The 17113-nt window shown below is 44.0% G+C and carries 12 protein-coding genes and 1 pseudogene; 3 read left to right on the top strand and 10 right to left on the bottom strand.

Annotation, left to right across the window (positions count from 1 at the left end):
• Positions 1 to 44: 44 nt before the first annotated feature.
• From QUA01_RS08065 to QUA01_RS08040, 6 genes are all read right to left on the bottom strand, one after another.
• Positions 45 to 1037: a hypothetical protein gene (locus tag QUA01_RS08065; protein WP_333089000.1), complete on the bottom strand. Its 993-nt coding sequence runs from the start codon at positions 1035 to 1037 to the stop codon at positions 45 to 47.
• A gap of 647 nt (positions 1038 to 1684) precedes the next feature.
• A complete protein-coding gene (locus QUA01_RS08060) occupies positions 1685 to 5524 on the bottom strand; it encodes a methyltransferase domain-containing protein (RefSeq protein WP_333088999.1) in 3840 nt (1279 codons plus the stop codon).
• A 215-nt stretch (positions 5525 to 5739) separates the two neighbouring features.
• On the bottom strand, positions 5740 to 6138 hold the full coding sequence (locus QUA01_RS08055; protein ID WP_333088997.1) for a tetratricopeptide repeat protein: 399 nt from the start codon (positions 6136 to 6138) through the stop codon (positions 5740 to 5742).
• 210 nt (positions 6139 to 6348) lie between these two features.
• Positions 6349 to 7110, bottom strand: coding sequence for a Uma2 family endonuclease (locus tag QUA01_RS08050; protein ID WP_333088995.1), 762 nt, complete (start codon positions 7108 to 7110; stop codon positions 6349 to 6351).
• Between the two features lie 193 nt (positions 7111 to 7303).
• Positions 7304 to 8827, bottom strand: coding sequence for an MlaD family protein (locus tag QUA01_RS08045; RefSeq protein ID WP_333088994.1), 1524 nt, complete (start codon positions 8825 to 8827; stop codon positions 7304 to 7306).
• Positions 8828 to 8911: 84 nt separating this feature from the next.
• Complete coding sequence (locus tag QUA01_RS08040) at positions 8912 to 9694, bottom strand: ABC transporter ATP-binding protein (protein WP_333088993.1); 783 nt, start codon at positions 9692 to 9694, stop codon at positions 8912 to 8914.
• 165 nt (positions 9695 to 9859) lie between these two features.
• Between QUA01_RS08040 and QUA01_RS08035 the strand changes: the two genes are divergently transcribed.
• Complete coding sequence (locus QUA01_RS08035; RefSeq protein WP_333088991.1) at positions 9860 to 11260, top strand: gluconeogenesis factor YvcK family protein; 1401 nt, start codon at positions 9860 to 9862, stop codon at positions 11258 to 11260.
• Positions 11261 to 11537: 277 nt separating this feature from the next.
• On the top strand, positions 11538 to 11987 hold the full coding sequence (gene tsaE / locus QUA01_RS08030) for a tRNA (adenosine(37)-N6)-threonylcarbamoyltransferase complex ATPase subunit type 1 TsaE (RefSeq protein WP_333088990.1): 450 nt from the start codon (positions 11538 to 11540) through the stop codon (positions 11985 to 11987).
• Between the two features lie 40 nt (positions 11988 to 12027).
• Here the strand turns inward: tsaE and QUA01_RS08025 are convergent.
• The 3 genes and pseudogenes from QUA01_RS08025 to QUA01_RS08015 all read right to left on the bottom strand — a co-directional run bounded on the left by QUA01_RS08025 (position 12028) and on the right by QUA01_RS08015 (position 14267).
• Positions 12028 to 12369 (bottom strand): annotated as a pseudogene (locus tag QUA01_RS08025) (DUF5615 family PIN-like protein).
• Between the two features lie 3 nt (positions 12370 to 12372).
• The gene (locus QUA01_RS08020) at positions 12373 to 12696 is read right to left on the bottom strand and encodes a DUF433 domain-containing protein (RefSeq protein WP_333088988.1); all 324 of its coding nucleotides are present in this window, start codon (positions 12694 to 12696) and stop codon (positions 12373 to 12375) included.
• A gap of 248 nt (positions 12697 to 12944) precedes the next feature.
• Complete coding sequence (locus tag QUA01_RS08015; RefSeq protein WP_333088985.1) at positions 12945 to 14267, bottom strand: dihydroorotase; 1323 nt, start codon at positions 14265 to 14267, stop codon at positions 12945 to 12947.
• A 246-nt stretch (positions 14268 to 14513) separates the two neighbouring features.
• Between QUA01_RS08015 and lepB the strand changes: the two genes are divergently transcribed.
• Positions 14514 to 15125, top strand: a complete 612-nt coding sequence (lepB, locus tag QUA01_RS08010) for a signal peptidase I (protein ID WP_333088983.1) — start codon at positions 14514 to 14516, stop codon at positions 15123 to 15125.
• A gap of 142 nt (positions 15126 to 15267) precedes the next feature.
• On the opposite strand, the gene QUA01_RS08005 is transcribed toward lepB, so the two are convergent.
• Positions 15268 to 16791: a peptide ligase PGM1-related protein gene (locus QUA01_RS08005; protein WP_333088982.1), complete on the bottom strand. Its 1524-nt coding sequence runs from the start codon at positions 16789 to 16791 to the stop codon at positions 15268 to 15270.
• Positions 16792 to 17113 lie beyond the last annotated feature (322 nt).

The raw sequence follows: 17113 nt of genomic DNA, 5'->3' as shown, positions 1-17113 counted from the left end.
TAGTAATTTGTGCAGCGAGTTGCGGCACAAATTCCCTGGATTTATCAATGACTCTCCTGTATAAAACTGTCTGGCTCAAATTTAGGAATGTTATGCGCTTTTGCCTGCACGATCGCTTCTTTATTCTCATTCTCCAATACAATTCTCCCATGTAGGCGCGGCCTCAGAACTGACCACTGAATTTCGCTTAACTGTCCAATCAATGAAATTTCTGGTCCATCAGAAACATCTAAATCTTCTTCCATTAAAAGATTCATCGCCACGCTTGATAAAGCGAGATTAGCATCTTCGTCAGAAAAATTGCTGCTAGCTACTAACAGGGTGATCTTACTTTTGTCTGGGTGAGTTGCGATCGCCCTCACCACTCGTTCCAATTCTAAACCAAGAGACTCTTCCGGTTTCGTCCAATCTGGAAAAATAATTAAGTTAACCTCTGTTAAGTTAATTCCCACTGAAAAGATTGCTCCTTCACCTTCATTTTCCTTTCCTTTCTGCTTTTGTGGAGTGTAACAACCGAGCATTTCCAAAAAACGCAAAGCTGTAGGAACAGGAGAGTAATTTTCAATAGCCCACTGCCGACCTTCCACAGAGATTTTTTCTAAAATTCCTGGGTCATCAGCAATGCGATCGACAGTATCCTGCATATTGTCTAAATCAATTCCTACATAGTGCCGCCAGTTTTCTGGCATTACTGGCAGTTTAACTCCATACTTATCAAAATCTACGTGAAACGTTACGCACCCAGCCGCCAATGACTCCCAAAAACGCCAACTATCCCACCATTCTACGATGGGTTCTCCTGTGAAATAGCTGGAGGTAACAGCACCCCCAAAGCACGCACAAGCCACAGATTCCTTCAAACGCTGGTAGTAACTCGGATAATGGCGTTGACCTGTTTGCTGCCACTGCAAGTAGTGGTAACTGTCTGAAGGAGATTTATCAAAATCCTCAGCCGTATCATCTTGCGGTAAAATATGTTGAATCAATGGCAAGAATTGTTCGCGAACAATCTGCCTTAGAGGCTTATCTAGTATCATCACCCCACTCTCAACCCATAAATAACCCTGGCGAACTTTCAGTACAGTTTTAGTGTAGTTCAATTGCACGTGATCATTGCGAAAGTTAACAAGTAAGCGTCTTTTTTTGTCCTGAATTTTTTCTATTTTGCTAGTTTCTCGAAGTATCCTGTTAGAAAGCCCAAAAACCCAATTTAAACAGTTTGAAGGATATATAGATTTACTGTTGTAGTGAGTTCTAAATCTAAAATCGAAGTTTTCTAAATGTGGATTCCAGACTGTAAAACCATCCATGTCATCTAGACAGACCGTGACATATTTTCGCTCTGAGTAAAATAGATTTTCAGGAAAAGATGTAGCGTTTATGAACCACCTGAAGTCCAAAATCACTATCGAGCAATCTTGATGAGCCACACTTGGGTCATAACAAAATAAATATTCTTCTGTATCGGGGTCAATTTTCCAATGATTGATGTTTGAATAAAAAGGTATTCCCAGTTCTTTCAGGCCTTCCGCTAAACATATACTTGGAGGTGAATAGACTCCTTCACAGCAATAGAAAAATATAGGTCTGTCCAAACTTAGTTGGAGATGGGGTTGGGAGTTTGACATATCACTGTTCATAGTAATCGCAGCTATACAATAATTGATGAGCCTTTCTGTCAAGATTACATATTCGTAAAACTGTCCAGTAGATAAGATGGGATTTCTTCATATCCCACGGCTGCGATCGCCTCTCTACTCTCATTCTCCAATACTATTCGACCGTAAAGTCGAGGTATCAAAGCTGACCACTGAATTTCGCTCAACTGTCCAATTAGTGAAATTTCTGGTCCCTCAGAAACATCTAAATCTTCTTCCATTAAAAGATTCATCGCCACGCTAGACAAAGCGAGATTAGCATCTTCCTCAGAAATGTTACTGTTGTCTATTAAGAGAGTCATCTTGCTTTTGTCTGGGTGAGTTGCGATCGCCCTCACCACTCGTTCCAATTCTAAACCAAGAGACTCTTCTGGTTGCGACCAATCGGGAAAAACAATTAGATTAATCTCTTTCAAGTTTAAACGCACTAGAGTTTCGTCAATCAGCACTGAACTAACCGTTTTCGCCATTTTTGACCAAGAGAACTTTTTAGCTTGTTCCAACCCAGCCGCAATTAATGAGTTGCGAACCTTGGGTTTTTGGATCTCGCAAAGTGCATCTGTTAACCCCTCCACATCCTCATCATTCACAAATAAAGCTGCTTCTCCCGCCACTTCGGGAATTGAGGCATTAGGACAAGTGATAACGGGACAACCGCAGGAAATACCTTCTAGCACAGGTAAACCAAATCCTTCATACTTGGATGGATAAACCAATGCAACAGCACCCGCATAAGCTAATCTCAACTCCTCGTCATTGAGCTGAAGCTTATGAACTACAGTACCTAAAGTGTAATTTCTCAATTCTTCTTCTAATACAACTCCACTCCCGGTACATACTATTTCAAAGCCTTGTTTGCTGGCAAGTTGAGCAAAAGCTTTGAAGAACAAGATACTATTTTTATAATCCGCCGCCCCACCTACTGACATAAAGTAGGGTTTTGAGATCCCATACTTATTTTTAAAACCCTTAATATCTTCTTGACTAGCAGGTGAAAAAAGACTTTGAACTCCACAATGAGCTACAGTTACAGACTTATGAGCAATTTCTGGGAAAACCTTTACTAAGTCACTGGCTGTGTTTTCTGAAATAGCAATATAAGCTAAAGCATGGCGGATAGCATGATGTTTTTCCTTCCACATTGGTTCATTCAAATTTGCCCCCAAAACTTCGGGAATCATGTCATATGCCATGAATACAGAGGGAGTGGATAAAGGTGTTGTGTAGTAAGTGGATATAAATAAGTCTGCACCAGTTTCATCACATACTTGCTGTAACATTTCCCGGTCAGCATCAGTTTTACTGTAGTCATAAGCAGGCACGGTGCAATACCTAATTCCCGCAACTTTTGGCGATGTTCCCACCCGATCCAATACAATTATATGCTTGGCAAAACCATTCTCCGCCCATTCTTCTAGCAGCGACCTCCAAACGCGGGCAATTCCTGTTCTGTAAATTTGAAAGAATACACCGTCAACCAGTATTGTTAACCCGCTTTGCGAGTCGCCGTCCTCTTCTATTTCCGCAGGCTGTATCTTTGTTTCTTGTTGAATATGAGTAATTTTGCTAACAGCTTTTAAGAAGTCATTCTGTAAAAGCGACACCTTCTTAGCCGCTGCTAATTCTCCTTTTGCCAATTGCTCAAATAAATCTTCCGGCAATTGCTTTTCTGTTAGTAAATGAATAGACGAACCATTTGAGTAGAAGTTGAGGTTAAACTTGGCAGCAAGGATTGAAAGAGATTTAGCTGTATAAAGAGAAACGTGCTGACCTTCGTGAAGCACATAGTACCACCATTCATTAGGTTTAGGATTGCTCTCTGGCAGCAATTCTGTGCTCAGTAAAATATTTCGGGATTTTTTTAACAATTCTTCCAGCTCATATATGGGGTGAACCAGATGCTCAAATACTTCAAATGCCGTCACTAATTCAAATTGGTTATTTGTGGCTGCGTCAATCTCAAATCCTTGAGCAAATATATTTTGACAAAACTTGTCTAGCCAGTAAAAGTCAAATCCCGCATCTCTCATCAGCCTGACAAATAGACCGTAGCCACCCCCGTAGTCGAGAAATCTTGCTTGATGATTAAAGAAGTTAAATAATAAATTTTGGGTAATTTTTGAAAATGAAAAATTTCTGAATGCTAAGCCAACATCACTGCTTGCTATTGGTTGAGAATAGGCTTCGTCTAGCCAGTATGGTTCTTCGGTTTGAACAAATCCGCAGTTTGAACATTGAAAATAATCAACATCATATTTACCCATTACTTTACCTTGGGCCAAATGATGGGAATCGGCTTCGCAAACTTTGCATTTCATCGCCATAGCGTTGAGTAACTTCGGAACTTCAGGCAGTAAATCTTGATAATTCCATTCTTGTAAACTTAGCTGCGTGATGTCGGGTATATAGTAATGAGGCATCCCATCTCTAGGATTATCCTTCATATATATTTGAACTTTTTCTTGTCTTTGAGATTCACTCTTGACTAACAAATCTAAGTGATATACACCAAGTTCCAGAGAACTTATACCTCGCTCTTTTAGCCCATGAATCACACAATGAATTTGTCCACTGTAAAAAAGAGCTTTGTCATATTTATAAAGGCGACATTGCCAATCGGGAAAATGAGGCTGGCTATTAACGTAATATTTTTTACTGAATGGACTAATCCACTTTCTGGTAATCAAAAAGTGATCGGCATCTAACTGAGTACCATTAGCTTTTACATAACGTAAAAACTCCAGAGTTTTTAGGTCAATAAATTCATCTGCATCGATAATAAAAACCCAATCAGTCTTAACTTCTTTCAAAGACACGTTCCGCTGGTCAGAAAAATTGCCTGTCCAAGCTGAGCTTATAACTTTGGCTCCATAACGCAAGGCAATTTCGCAGGTGGAGTCGGTACTGCCACCGTCAACAACTATTAGCTCGTCATAAACACCATCAAGAGATTCGAGGGCAATCTCCAAAGTTTTCTCAGCGTTTTGAACAATCATGCAAACCGAAAGACTTTGCATTGGCGACTCGGACAATTGACTGCTGACTTGAACGAGCTTTTGAGTATCGATCTGATTTGTGATTTGAGAGTTCGCAATATTCGGATCGTTCTTACCTTCAAATCCAACCATTTGTTGACCTGAGTAAGCAAATGGAACGTCATAATTGTTAGAGCTTCTCTGCTGACTCTCGCGTTCAAGTGCCCAGCAAACATTTCTATAAGCATTGGGATGTACTATAGCTAACATATCGATAGTTGTTTCTCTCACCTCTTTGGCCAGTAAAGGATATTTTTCTAGACAGGATTGCTGAGCAAATACTAGAATATTTTGAGCGTACCAAAACTCAACTTTTGGGTTGTTCCATATTTTTTTTCTCAAGCAATCTGCAACTGCGTACCCCTGTTTTTGGAAAATATTTACCCAGTAATCTGGCCACTGTTCATTAATATGATTTACTCCTCCTTGAAAAGGTATAGCTGCTGAAAAAAGCACAACTTCTCCCAGACGAGTTAGAGAATTAACGAACATTTCTGCCACTTCAAAGGGCAGATGTTCAGCTACTTCCAATGACACTACTAGATCGAATTTTTTGTCTATTGGCAACGGTTGTTTAAGGTCAAATGCTAAAAAATTTTCTTGGGGGATTTGCAGCATTTTGAGATCTACATATTCGCCATCTATCCCCAAATAGTCTTGGATACCAAGTTCTTTAAATACAGCTAACCAACCTCCTGTACCGCAACCTACATCAACAACGCTCTTAGGCTGAACCATTTCCATAAATAGAGGGATAATTTCTCTAGCTGATTGCTGCGAACCAGTTAGCAGAGATTTGTAGAATTCCTTTGAGTAAAGTTGATTTTTCATGTAGATTCTCTCTGTTTTTATGGCTTGATTTTTGAGCGGAGGATTTCTATCTTGCCATCACCCATCCTTTGCCCTGGTAGTTTCCCGGCACTCACACAGCACCTAACCCTTGAATGCCCAAGTTCGATCGCAAATCGATCGCCCCTACCAAAAAATCGATCGACCCTTAACTTTAAGGCAAACGTGATCGTCCGATGGTCCGATCGCCCTTTCCGCTACTTCTTCCCCTTCGCCTGCCCCAACAATAACTTATAATCCGATCGCCCGGGATTTAGCTTCACCAACTTCTCCAAAGGCTCGATCGCCCCCACCTTATTATTCATCTCTAACCGCACATTGGCCAACCCCTCAAGAGCCGTCAGATTCTGAGGTTCCCGCTGCAAAACCGTCTCATATCCCCGTTCCTGCTCCGCCAGCAGAGACTCCTGGGAGACTACCGCAGCCACCGGTTTTTGTTGATGCTGGCTGCTCAAACCGCTGCTGAACAGACTCACAATACCAAAAATCGCAGAACCAGCAAAACCTACCATCGATACTAACGCAAAAATCTGCTTTGTTCGATCGCTCTTATTGACCACCCGACGATCGCTAGATTTTTTCTGTATACTTTCCATTGCTAACCCTTAGCGCGGCTGTTTTCCAGGCACTCCTACAAAGTACCTATCTCTAGATTGCCCAAGTTCGATCGCAAAACGATCGCCCCTCCCATTTAAAATTTGAAGTTTTTAGAGCATACACAACATCAAATATTTGTCAAGTTTCTCAATCCAATCACCTATTCTAGTTACCATTAATTCGATCGCGTGCGCGGTTTGCCCGCACCTTCAAATTTCATCGGGATTGATACCCTGACTTCTTAAATACTCTGCAAGTCGATCGGCCCGCTGTTGTTCCTGTTCTGCCCGCTGCTGTTCCTGCTGAACCCGTTCGACACCCCACAGCAACAAATTGCCATTCTCATCCCACCAGCGCAACCAATAACCGCTCCTCTGAGATTTTTCTCCTTCCCAAACCCCCAAAAATAAATTCATTGATTCTATCCAAAATCGCTGATTAGCATCCGGTTCTTGCAGTTCATATTCTCCAGACTCTGAGAGTCTGTACGCTTCCAATACTCCCAACTTAGGCTCAAAAATTACATAAACTGGCACTTGCAAGATTCGCTCGTAAAACCGCCACTTTCCGTAAGGATATGTCGGTTTTATTGAATATTCACTGCCATCAGGATCTGATAAAAATTCCATCACTACTGCCGGTACTTCTCCCTCTGCATTGGGAGTATAACTGCGGCGAATTTCTCCCGGTTCGGCGGGCAATACTGAGGGCACGTACACCCAATCCGGTGCTTTTACTATGGTTTTGTCGTTAACTTTAGCGCACAGTCCAAAGTTGGAAGCTATCAGCATTGAAGCTAAAATGAATCCTGCAATTTCCAAGGATTCTCTGAGGGCGGCGGCTAAAAGTGGCTGGTCGATGTTTTCCACTGGCTCGTCTGGTAATTTGAAGTCTTCTGGTAATTTTTCCCAAGTTATAGTGTACTTGGTTTTGATTTGAGTTTCGACAGGTTTCGATAATGTTTGGGTCATTTTTTTGGTTTTTCAATTCAAAGTTTTTTATTCGGTTAATTTGCATGAAAGTTTGAAGTTCGGAGTGTTCGCGTTACTAATTAAAACCTCTGCCATGCTACATTCGCAACTGTAGTTTGTGCGTTTCGCACCTTTCCACCTAGATAAAATAGCCAACATTACCAGGATTACTGTTATTCAATGATACCATTTTTTAATGAATATTATCAGGAGGAACTGGCTCTGATGATTTTGCAGTTTTAGGAGGTATAACAGGTAACTTTTGCTGTTTGTGCAAGCTAGGAAATCCCGGTTCTACTGATTGATTTTCCACAGTTGTAATCGCATTTTTTTTCTCAGAAAGTGGCGCTAATGTTTGAGCGACTTTAACTTGCTGTCGCAGTTGTTCTGTCGAACCCAACAAGTTTCCCAATCCTTTGAACAATTGGCGAATGTTGTTGCGAAGTTCCGGGTTTCCTGTCAATTCATCCACGTCGGAAGTAATTTTCTGCAGGTTTTGAAATGTAGCTCGTGCCGAATCTAGAGTTTGCTGCAATAATAGCAAAGTGGCGGGATTGTCGATCTGGCTGGACAAATTTCGCAAATTAACAGAAGCTTGAGCGGCATTGGCTGAGAGAATTTCTAAATTGTTCAGCAATTGTCCTTGGTTGATGCGGTTAATTGTCGGACTCAAACTGCTGACAGCTACCCGCAATTCTTGACTACTTTGATTGATGTTGTTTAAAGTCGAGACTAAACTGGCACGGTTGGTTACTACTAAAGCGTTGAGTTGGTTGGCTGTTAATGTAATTTGATTGGCTGCTTGAGTTACTGAATTGGCAGAATCGATCGCAGCGGCAGATACGGCTTTTGTGGAAGTGTCGGCTGTAGCTGCTACTTTAGAAACATCTGCGGCGACTCCTGATATTTCTCCCTTGACCGATTGATTTAAACTGCTTGCTTCTCCTTTTAAGGATTGATTCAAACTGCCTATTTCGATTTGTAAGGATTTAGTTAAACTATTGGCTTCTCCTTTTAACGATTGATTTAAAGTTCCTAGTTCGTTGGTTACTGATTTACTTAAAGTGCCAACGTCTCCCCTGACGGATTGATTCAAGCTTTTTATTTCTGCTTTGGCAGTTTGAGTGAGAGCCGATAAATCTTGAGTTAGTTTAGCTGCACCTTGAGCTGTGTTGGCTGTATCGCGTGCAATTGATTTAATACTGTCGAATAGGGCGGGGTCGGTGTATAAATTAGCTAGGCGGACTGTGGAGCGAATTAGCTCGTCTAGACTGACTCCTGCTTGACCTTTTAAGCGGGAATTTTTGCAGATTATTGCAGGGGGACAGTCGGCACTAATGGGATTGGCGGTAAGTAATGAGTCTGGCAAAATTGAGTTGGGGGTAATGTCGATCGACGATTCGCCAATTAAACCCGATTTATTCGCTTCGATTAGCACATCGCGGGGAATGACTAAAGTGCCGGGGGCAATTTCCAGTGTGACGTCTACGCCGTTGGAGCTGGCTTTGAGGGCGGTAATTTTACCGACTGCAACCCCGCGATACCTGACGGGCGTGCCTATTTGCATTCCCTGGGCGCTGGCAAATTCTACGGCGAATTTGTAGCTGCGGTTGCCTAGCTGCACGCCCCGCAGCCAGAGGACTAAGCCTCCAAATAAGCCGATTCCTACTAAAATTAAGAATCCGACAGAACCTTCTCTCATCGTTCGCGATCGCATATTGGCTCCTTTGGCAGTTGGCAGTTGTTAGTTGGCAGTTGTTAGTTGGCAGTTGGCAGTTGTTAGTTGGCGGTTGGCGGTTGACTATCCAATCAGTTGAATAGGGCCGGTAACGCTGCCGCTAAAAAATTGTTTAATTAATAAATTATCTGTGGTTGCAATGTCGCTGACGGTTCCCTCCCACTGCACTTTGCCTTGATAGAGAAATATGATGCGATCGGCTGTGCGGCGGATGGTACTGTCTTGGTGGGTGACGATCGCATAAGTGCTGCAAACTCCTTGAGCTTTCTGCAAGTCGCGGATTAAATCTTCAATTACCGTACTGGCGATCGGATCTAAGCCCGCCGTCGGTTCGTCGTACAGCAAAACCTCTGGATTGTCCCTGTCATTATCGGGATTCGCCATGATGGCGCGGGCAAAACTTACCCGCTTCCGCATTCCCCCAGACAACTGCGCTGGATAGCGTTCGCCAATTCCCGGTAAACCCACCATATCCAACTTCTCCTCGACCAATTGCCGAATCCGGGGGCGCGGCAGCTTAGAATGCTGGTACAGTAAAAAACCGACATTCTCCTCCACCGTCAGCGAATCAAACAAAGCCGCTTGCTGAAACACCATCCCAATCCCGATCGGATCTGCCACGTCGTCTACCCATCCCACCCTGCGCTGTCCCTGAACAAAAACCTCTCCGGCATCGGGGGCCAACAAACCCGCAATTATCCGCAAAATCGTCGATTTCCCCGTCCCGGAAGGGCCAATAATTGCCAGGGCCTCTCCCCGATAAATGTTCAGATCGACTCGATCGAGGATCTGGTTCTGGCCGAAGGACTTACTTATCCCTTTGAGTTCGATTAGCGGCTCAGCCATAAGATGTTATCAATAAGTTGTCAGTCCTCAGTCATCAGTCTAGCTAATGACTGAGGACTCATGACTAATAATTTAATGACTTAAATAGACTGCCAGAATCAAAACTCTCTTGTATTGTAAATTTGTCAGATTGAGCTGTTCCAATACCCTTAAGACTAATTAACCATGTCAATTAGTTCATTTCCTAAAGCCCTTCGCGTCTTGGCTAAAGCCAAGCAGGTTATTGCCCATTCCAAAAATCCTTACCCCCCTTCTTTGCGGAACGGGCGAGTTCACCAGTGGTTTAAGTGGTTGGCCCCCGGACTGTTGGTGAAACGGTGGCTGCTGATCAGTGCTAGCGGTGTGGTGCTTGCCACCTTGGGTTTAGCGATTTGGACTGGGATGACTCCAATTTTTTTCTTGTTGCAATTGTTGAAAAATTTTTTGACGTGGATTGCAGAAGTTATTCCCAATTACGTGTCGGGGCCGGTCGTGATTGCTGGCGGGATTTTGTTAATTCTGTGGGGGCAAACTCGCAGTTTGAACTCTATTACTCAAGTGCTGATGCCGGAAGGGAATGAGGAATTGGTCGATCGACTCCTCAACCACCGCCGCTTGCACCGCGGCCCAAAAATTGTGGCAATTGGAGGGGGTACCGGGCTTTCTAATTTGCTCAGGGGATTGAAGGAATACAGCGCCAAAATCACTGCTATTGTCACGGTGGCGGATGACGGCGGGTCTTCCGGGCGACTGCGGCGGGAAATTGGGGTGCTGCCGCCGGGAGATATTCGCAATTGTTTGGCGGCCTTGGCAGATGAGGAAAAGTTATTGACTGAGTTATTTCAATATCGTTTTCAGGCCGGTGACGGTTTGGTGGGCCACAGTTTTGGGAATTTGTTTTTGACGGCGATGAGCGATATTGCGGGAGATTTGGAACAGGCGATCGCCGCGAGTTCTAAAGTTTTAGCGGTTAGGGGAGAGGTGCTGCCGGCTACTCTGAGCGACGTTTCTTTGTGGGCAGAACTGGCTGACGGCAGGATAATTCAGGGGGAGTCCAGCATTACCGAAGCTAACGGAAAAATCGTCAAAATAGGCTGCATTCCTGCTAATCCTCCCGCTTTGCCCAAGGTGGCGATCGCGCTGAGGGAAGCGGATTTTATAATTATTGGGCCGGGGAGTCTTTATACGAGCGTGATTCCGAATTTATTGGTGCCGGAAATTGCCGAGGCGATCGCCCGCAGCGAAGTTCCGCGCATTTATGTGTGCAATATTATGACTCAGCCGGGAGAAACTGACGGATACAGTGTTGCAGATCACATTCGGGCGATCGATCGCGCTTGCGGCCGGCCCCTGTTCGATGCTGTAGTAGTTCAAGGAAAAGTCCCTTCTGCAAAAGCCTTGATCCGCTATTCTCAGGAAAATTCCTATCCCGTAGTGCTCGATAGAGAAGCCGTAACGCAATTGGGCCGGCGAATAGTCATCGCAAATGTCATGGATGAAGATAAAAATACGGGTTTAATTCGCCACAATTCTCAAAGGTTGGCGGGAATGTTGCTGCGTTGGTACGGCCGCGCCCAGAACATTTAAGCTGTTGAGTGTTAACTGTTAGCTGTTAGCTGTTGACTGTTGACTGTTAGCTGTTAACTGTTAGCTGTTAACTGTTAACTGTTGACTAACAACTGAGGGCGGCCCCGCACCATCCACCGCCCCAACTAACAACTAACAACTAACAACTAACAACTGACAACTAACAACTGAGAACTAACAACTAACAACTAACAACTAAGAGGGCGGACACGCACCATCCACCGCCCCAACTAACAACTAACAACTAACAACTAACAACTAACAACTAACAACTAATATGATACTTTCTCTTCCTGATTTTGAGGCTACGCGCAAGTTTGGTGTGGCGTTAGGTCGATCGCTCCCCGCCGGCACTGTAATCTTATTGCAAGGAGATTTAGGAGCCGGCAAAACCACCTTAGTGCAAGGTATCGCTGAAGGTTTGGGAATCTCCGAATCTGTGGAAAGTCCTACTTTCACCCTGATTAACGAGTATTTTGCAGGGCGAGTTCCGCTGTATCATCTAGACTTGTATCGACTGCAACCAGAAGAAGCAGAGGCTTTGCACTTAGAAAGTTATTGGGACGGATTAGAAATGGATTTGGGAATTGTGGCGATCGAGTGGGCGGAAAGATTGCCGTACAAACCAGATAATTATTTGCAAATTTATCTGAGTTATTGCGATAGCGGGCGGGAAATTGAAGTGATGGGGAATGGCGATTTATTGGATTGGCAATGGAAAAATTGAAAAAGGGCGATTCCCTACGGGATAGCTACGCTTCACGGACTTACTGCGGCGGGCGGTTGACTCGAATCAATTTGCCTCTCAAAGTTTCTTCACCAGCAATAGCATCATTGATGCGTGTTGCCAACATTTCTACATTCCGATTTTTGGTACAAACAATAATACCAGCGTGGTCTGGCTGTCAGTTGTGCAGTCCGATAAAATCAAACCGATTTAATGTCAAAACAGCTCTATCTTTGCTTATAGCAAATGCTAGCACCTCTGGATCGGGAATCCCAAGTCCTGCTTTTCCTGCTTCCTGAACAGTCAGGACATTGTGACCAAAAGCGCGCAACAATTGGACGACTGGCAAAGGAAATTGTTCGTCTGCATACAAATTCAGCATGACTCAGGCTTCCTCATTCTTGCAGATTGCTTCTTCGATTTCCTCCAGATGTGCATCAGCATAAGTCCAAACATTCACTAGATCGGCAGCGCTGAGATGGGGATAAAATTGTAGAATTTCAGAATCGCTTGAACCTTCACGGCGAAAACTTTCAAGCAGCCAAACTGGGATGCGAGTTTTGGCGATACAAGCATCGCCACCGCACACATCGGGAGTTTTCGTAATTCCCGGCCAGCTATGGTTCAAACTTTGGGTTAACAGCCGTATTGCTTCAGCTTTTTTCGTCGGATTTAAGGCAAGAAGTTGTGTTTCTAATTCTGGGAGCATAGGTAATATCGCCTTTAAAATAAGAGAATATATTCTGATTATTTTAGCACAATTGTTATTTTCACTGAAGTAGTCAAGTAGGGTGCGTCAGTTAGGCATAATTTCGCCAAAAATTCACAATCTCATTCTGACGCACCAACGAATAAATAAATGGTGCATCAGAATCAGATTTTCAGTGATAATTGACAATTCCCTTTTCTGACGCAGCCTACCCCTGACTGGGTTTGTTACAAAACTCCTATGCAGGTTTACTCGCCATCAAATCTCAAGGCTTCTCCCCTGACATTTGTATCTAATTTGCCGTTCTCAAAAACAACTTTTCCTCCCACAACAGTCACCACGGGCCATCCCGTCAAATTCCAACCTTCAAAGGAACTCCAGCCGCACTTGCTAGCCATTTCTTTTCCGACAACTGGGCGGTAGTTATCCAAATCTACTAATACCAAATCCGCGTCAAAACCTGGAGCAATTTTCCCTTTATTCGGAATCTTATAAGCCTTAGCAACTGCCGCCGACATCCAATGAGAAACTTGCGCCACTGTACATCTTCCTTCTACTGCTTGCGTCAGCATCAAAGGCAAAGAAGTTTCGACTCCCGGCATTCCAGACGGCGTATTCGGATAATCTTGAGCTTTTTCTGCTAATGTATGCGGCGCGTGATCTGTGGCGATAAAATCAATTACGCCGTCGAGTAAAGCTTGCCAAAGTATTTGGTTGTCTTTGGGTTCGCGCAAGGGCGGATTCATCTGTGCTAAACTGCCGATTTTCTGATAGGCGCTGGTATTTAACAACAAATGCTGTGGCGTAACTTCTGCTGTTACCCAACTCGGTTTTTCTTGACGCAAAAACTCGGCTTCATCGCCTGTTGAAAGGTGCAGGATGTGCAGTCGGCGCTGATATTTTTTAGAAAGTTTTACGGCTAGTTGAGTGGCTAACAAGGCTGCTTGATTGTCTTGAATTTGCGAGTGTACGGCGACATCGGAAATGCCGGCAAATTCCTGACGGCGCTGATTGATTCTAGCTTGATCTTCGGCGTGTACTGCAATTAGCCGATCGCCCTTAGCAAAAATCTGCTCTAAAGTTGCTTCTCCATCCACCAATAACTGGCCGTGCATCGAACCCATAAATACCTTAATCCCCGGAGTCGGATTTGCATCCAACAAGTCCGGCAAATTCTCCGGCGTTGCACCAATAAAAAAGCCGTAATTGACCAAACACTTCTGGGCAGCGCGCCTTAGTTTATCATCTAAGGCCGCTTGGGTGGTAGTTAAAGGTCGCGTATTGGGCATTTCTAAAAACGATGTCACGCCGCCTTTAGCGCAGGCACAACTAGCGGTAAACAAGTCTTCCTTGTGTTCCAAACCCGGTTCGCGGAAGTGTACCTGCGGGTCAATTACTCCGGGTAACAGAGTTAAGCCGATCGCATCTATTTCGCGATCGGCTGACTCGGCAATTTCAGGAGCAACCCGAACAATTTTGCCATCGCTAATTAGTACGTCCCCTACCAAAAACTCGCCGTCTGGTAACAGAACGCGAGCGCGGCGGATTAACAAATTTGATGTGGTCGGCATAAGTTATAATTTAGAACGGTAATGTGTGTGGAAACCTCCAACAAGTTTATCCTTAAAACAGTTGGAAAAATAGTAATAAATCTAACTAGGTTTGGGAAAATTTTTAATTTGTCGGGTGCAAATTGGGTGCCTTACTCAACGACATAGTATAAAAACTTACCAGTCGAACACAGATTTGGCGGGTTTCCTCAAAAAAACTCCGAATTAAGTCTATAATTTATATCCAGCTCAGTGACTTAAATACTTATGACTCGTTTAGACAAGTCAGCCGACGACAAACCCCCGCAAAATACCGACGAAAATCCTTGGATTGAAGGAATTAAGACGATCGGCTTAGCAGCATTCTTGGCCTTTGGCATCCGCACCCTAGTTGCAGAAGCTCGCTACATTCCTACCGGCTCGATGCTCCCAACTCTACAAATTAACGATCGGTTAATTATAGACAAGGTGAGCTATCGATTCCAAGACCCCCACCGAGGAGATATTATCGTATTTATGCCTCCCGATTCGGCGAGTTTGTGCACGGGACAGCCGCCACCGATCAAAGATGCCTACATCAAGCGAGTTATCGGGCTTCCGGGGGACACTGTGGAAGTCAAAGACGGAAAAGTTTTTATCAACAAGCAACCGCTACAGGAAAAGTATATAGAAGAAATTCCCAATTATCCCTACGGGCCTGTAGTTGTATCTCAAAATTCTTACTTGGTGTTCGGCGACAACCGCAACGCAAGCTGTGACAGCCATTATTGGGGCTTTGTACCGAAGCAAAATATCATCGGTAGGGCGATCGTCCGTTTTTGGCCTCTCAACCGTACAGGCTCGATCGATCCTACGCCGCTTTATCCCGCCAAAAATTAGCTACTATTCAAATCCTCGGCGGTTTCAACCGCCGGGTTTGTGAGTTAATGCGTGATATCAATTTCGGTTGCATCAGTATTGTTCAAACCGTCAACAGTCAAAAATAAACAGTTAACCGGAACAGCTTATCATTGCAGCAGATTTAATATGCTGTTTCGCGATCGATCGCTTTCACAACTTTGTTATACATCTCCTCTGCTTCTTGCGGCGAATTGCCGATACTCGTCAATCCCAATTTACCAAACTCCGACAAACAACCCATTAAATGAAACACGCTCCCCGTCTCAGTACCGCTATCAAAATGCAGTTGATTGTCAGCAATAATATCCATCAAATCGTTCGGTAACAATCCCCGATACCGCTCTTTTTTCAAATTGTCCGAAGCGACATAATATTTAGGACGGCCCTGCTGGCTGTAAAACAATCCCGTAGTGCGATCGTAACGACCGTTTGTTAACAACTTCAAAGCCATAAATGGATGAGTTGTTCCTCCTTTCCGCAAATTAATTTCTATTGCTTGAATATCCCATGTGCCGTCATCTTGTCGCACGGCAACAACATCGACTCCAAATCGCTCTAAAGCACCTTTATCAGCTAAATTTTTCCCCACTTTCCATCCCAATTCTTGCAACTCCAGCCGATAGGATTCATCAGCCGGAAATTCGCAACCCAAGAAAATTTGATTGTCCGGGCCTCCTAAAATCTGGTCGTGGGTTGAGAGAATCTCTACTTCGCCGCTGGGGACGATTCGACCTTGAACGCTGGGCGATCGCTTTTCTTCTCCTTCAATAAATGCTTCGGCAATTGCCCCTAACTCGGGAATGCGGCTGCTGAAATTTTCCCAGGTTTCGCCTGTGGATTGAAAGCGCAAATTATGGAAGCTATCGCCAATTGCTTTAACTCTTTCTGGCGGCGCTTTACTTGCGATCGGCTTGAGGTTTAAAATTGCATTTCCTTCCCCCGAAAAACCTTCATTTAATTTAATTACTATCCGCTGCAAATGCGGCTGCCTTTCCCACAAATCGGCCGCAGCTTCCGCTAAATCTTCCGCATTCCAAACCAACTCGGAACCGTCAGGATAAGCCACGCCACATTCTTTAAAAATCTGCCTGCTGCCGCTTTTGGTTCCCCAGTAATGCAGATCCGGATCGCTGCCCCACAAAGGAATTCCCAATTTAACAGATAACTCACGTTCCAAAGCCGTCGAGTTGTAACAAACCATATAAGATTTTGTCGGCCGCACTGCTTGACGGATGCGCTCCATCAACCGGGGGCGGTCTAAAATTTTCTGAGTCAGGGATTTAGCAGAAGCATCGTAAGCACAGAACAGCAAAAGGCGATCGCGCGCGTGAGAAAATGGAATACCAGGGAGCAATTGTAGGTAATAATCCACAATCATTGGGTGCAGCGGTTGCGAGGTAATGTAAATTAAGCGCGTGCGGGGATTTCGCAGGCGAATTAATGAAAATAAATGCCGCTCTTCATAGTGGTAAGCACCCTCAACTTTCTGCATTTCTTGCTGGTCTAAGCTGAGAGACGGAATTATGATGATGTCACAATCATCGCTGTCAAATTCTTCGCTCGCTCGCCAATGTTCGCGTAATTGTGTTTGAAGATTGCGAAATTGCTGTGCGGATTCCGAAGATGAATTTTTTAACTCTTTCATGGCGTTTAATCCTAATGATTCAAATAATGTTTGCTAATAGTGTAGGGTGCATCATCCCAAATACCTGAGACAACTCAAACAGTTTTTTTTGACGCACCTGATGGATTATTGAGGACACAAATCCACAATAGTGACTTATATTATATTCCGTCAATTATCTGTAATAAAAATTATTTGTAGTGAGGAATGCAAGTCCTTTGACGAATGCGGACTAAAGTGCTCGCTACGAACCAATTTTATTATGTCGTTCGATATGACACGATCTTCAGGTGCATTTGTTCCAATATTTGAGGCAAATCAAACATATTTTTGCTGACGCACC

The sequence above is a fragment of the Microcoleus sp. S36a_B3 genome (genome assembly GCF_036700745.1).
In the GTDB taxonomy this organism is placed as follows: Bacteria; Cyanobacteriota; Cyanobacteriia; order Cyanobacteriales; family Microcoleaceae; genus Microcoleus.
This window is presented reverse-complemented; position numbering and strand designations above follow the sequence as displayed.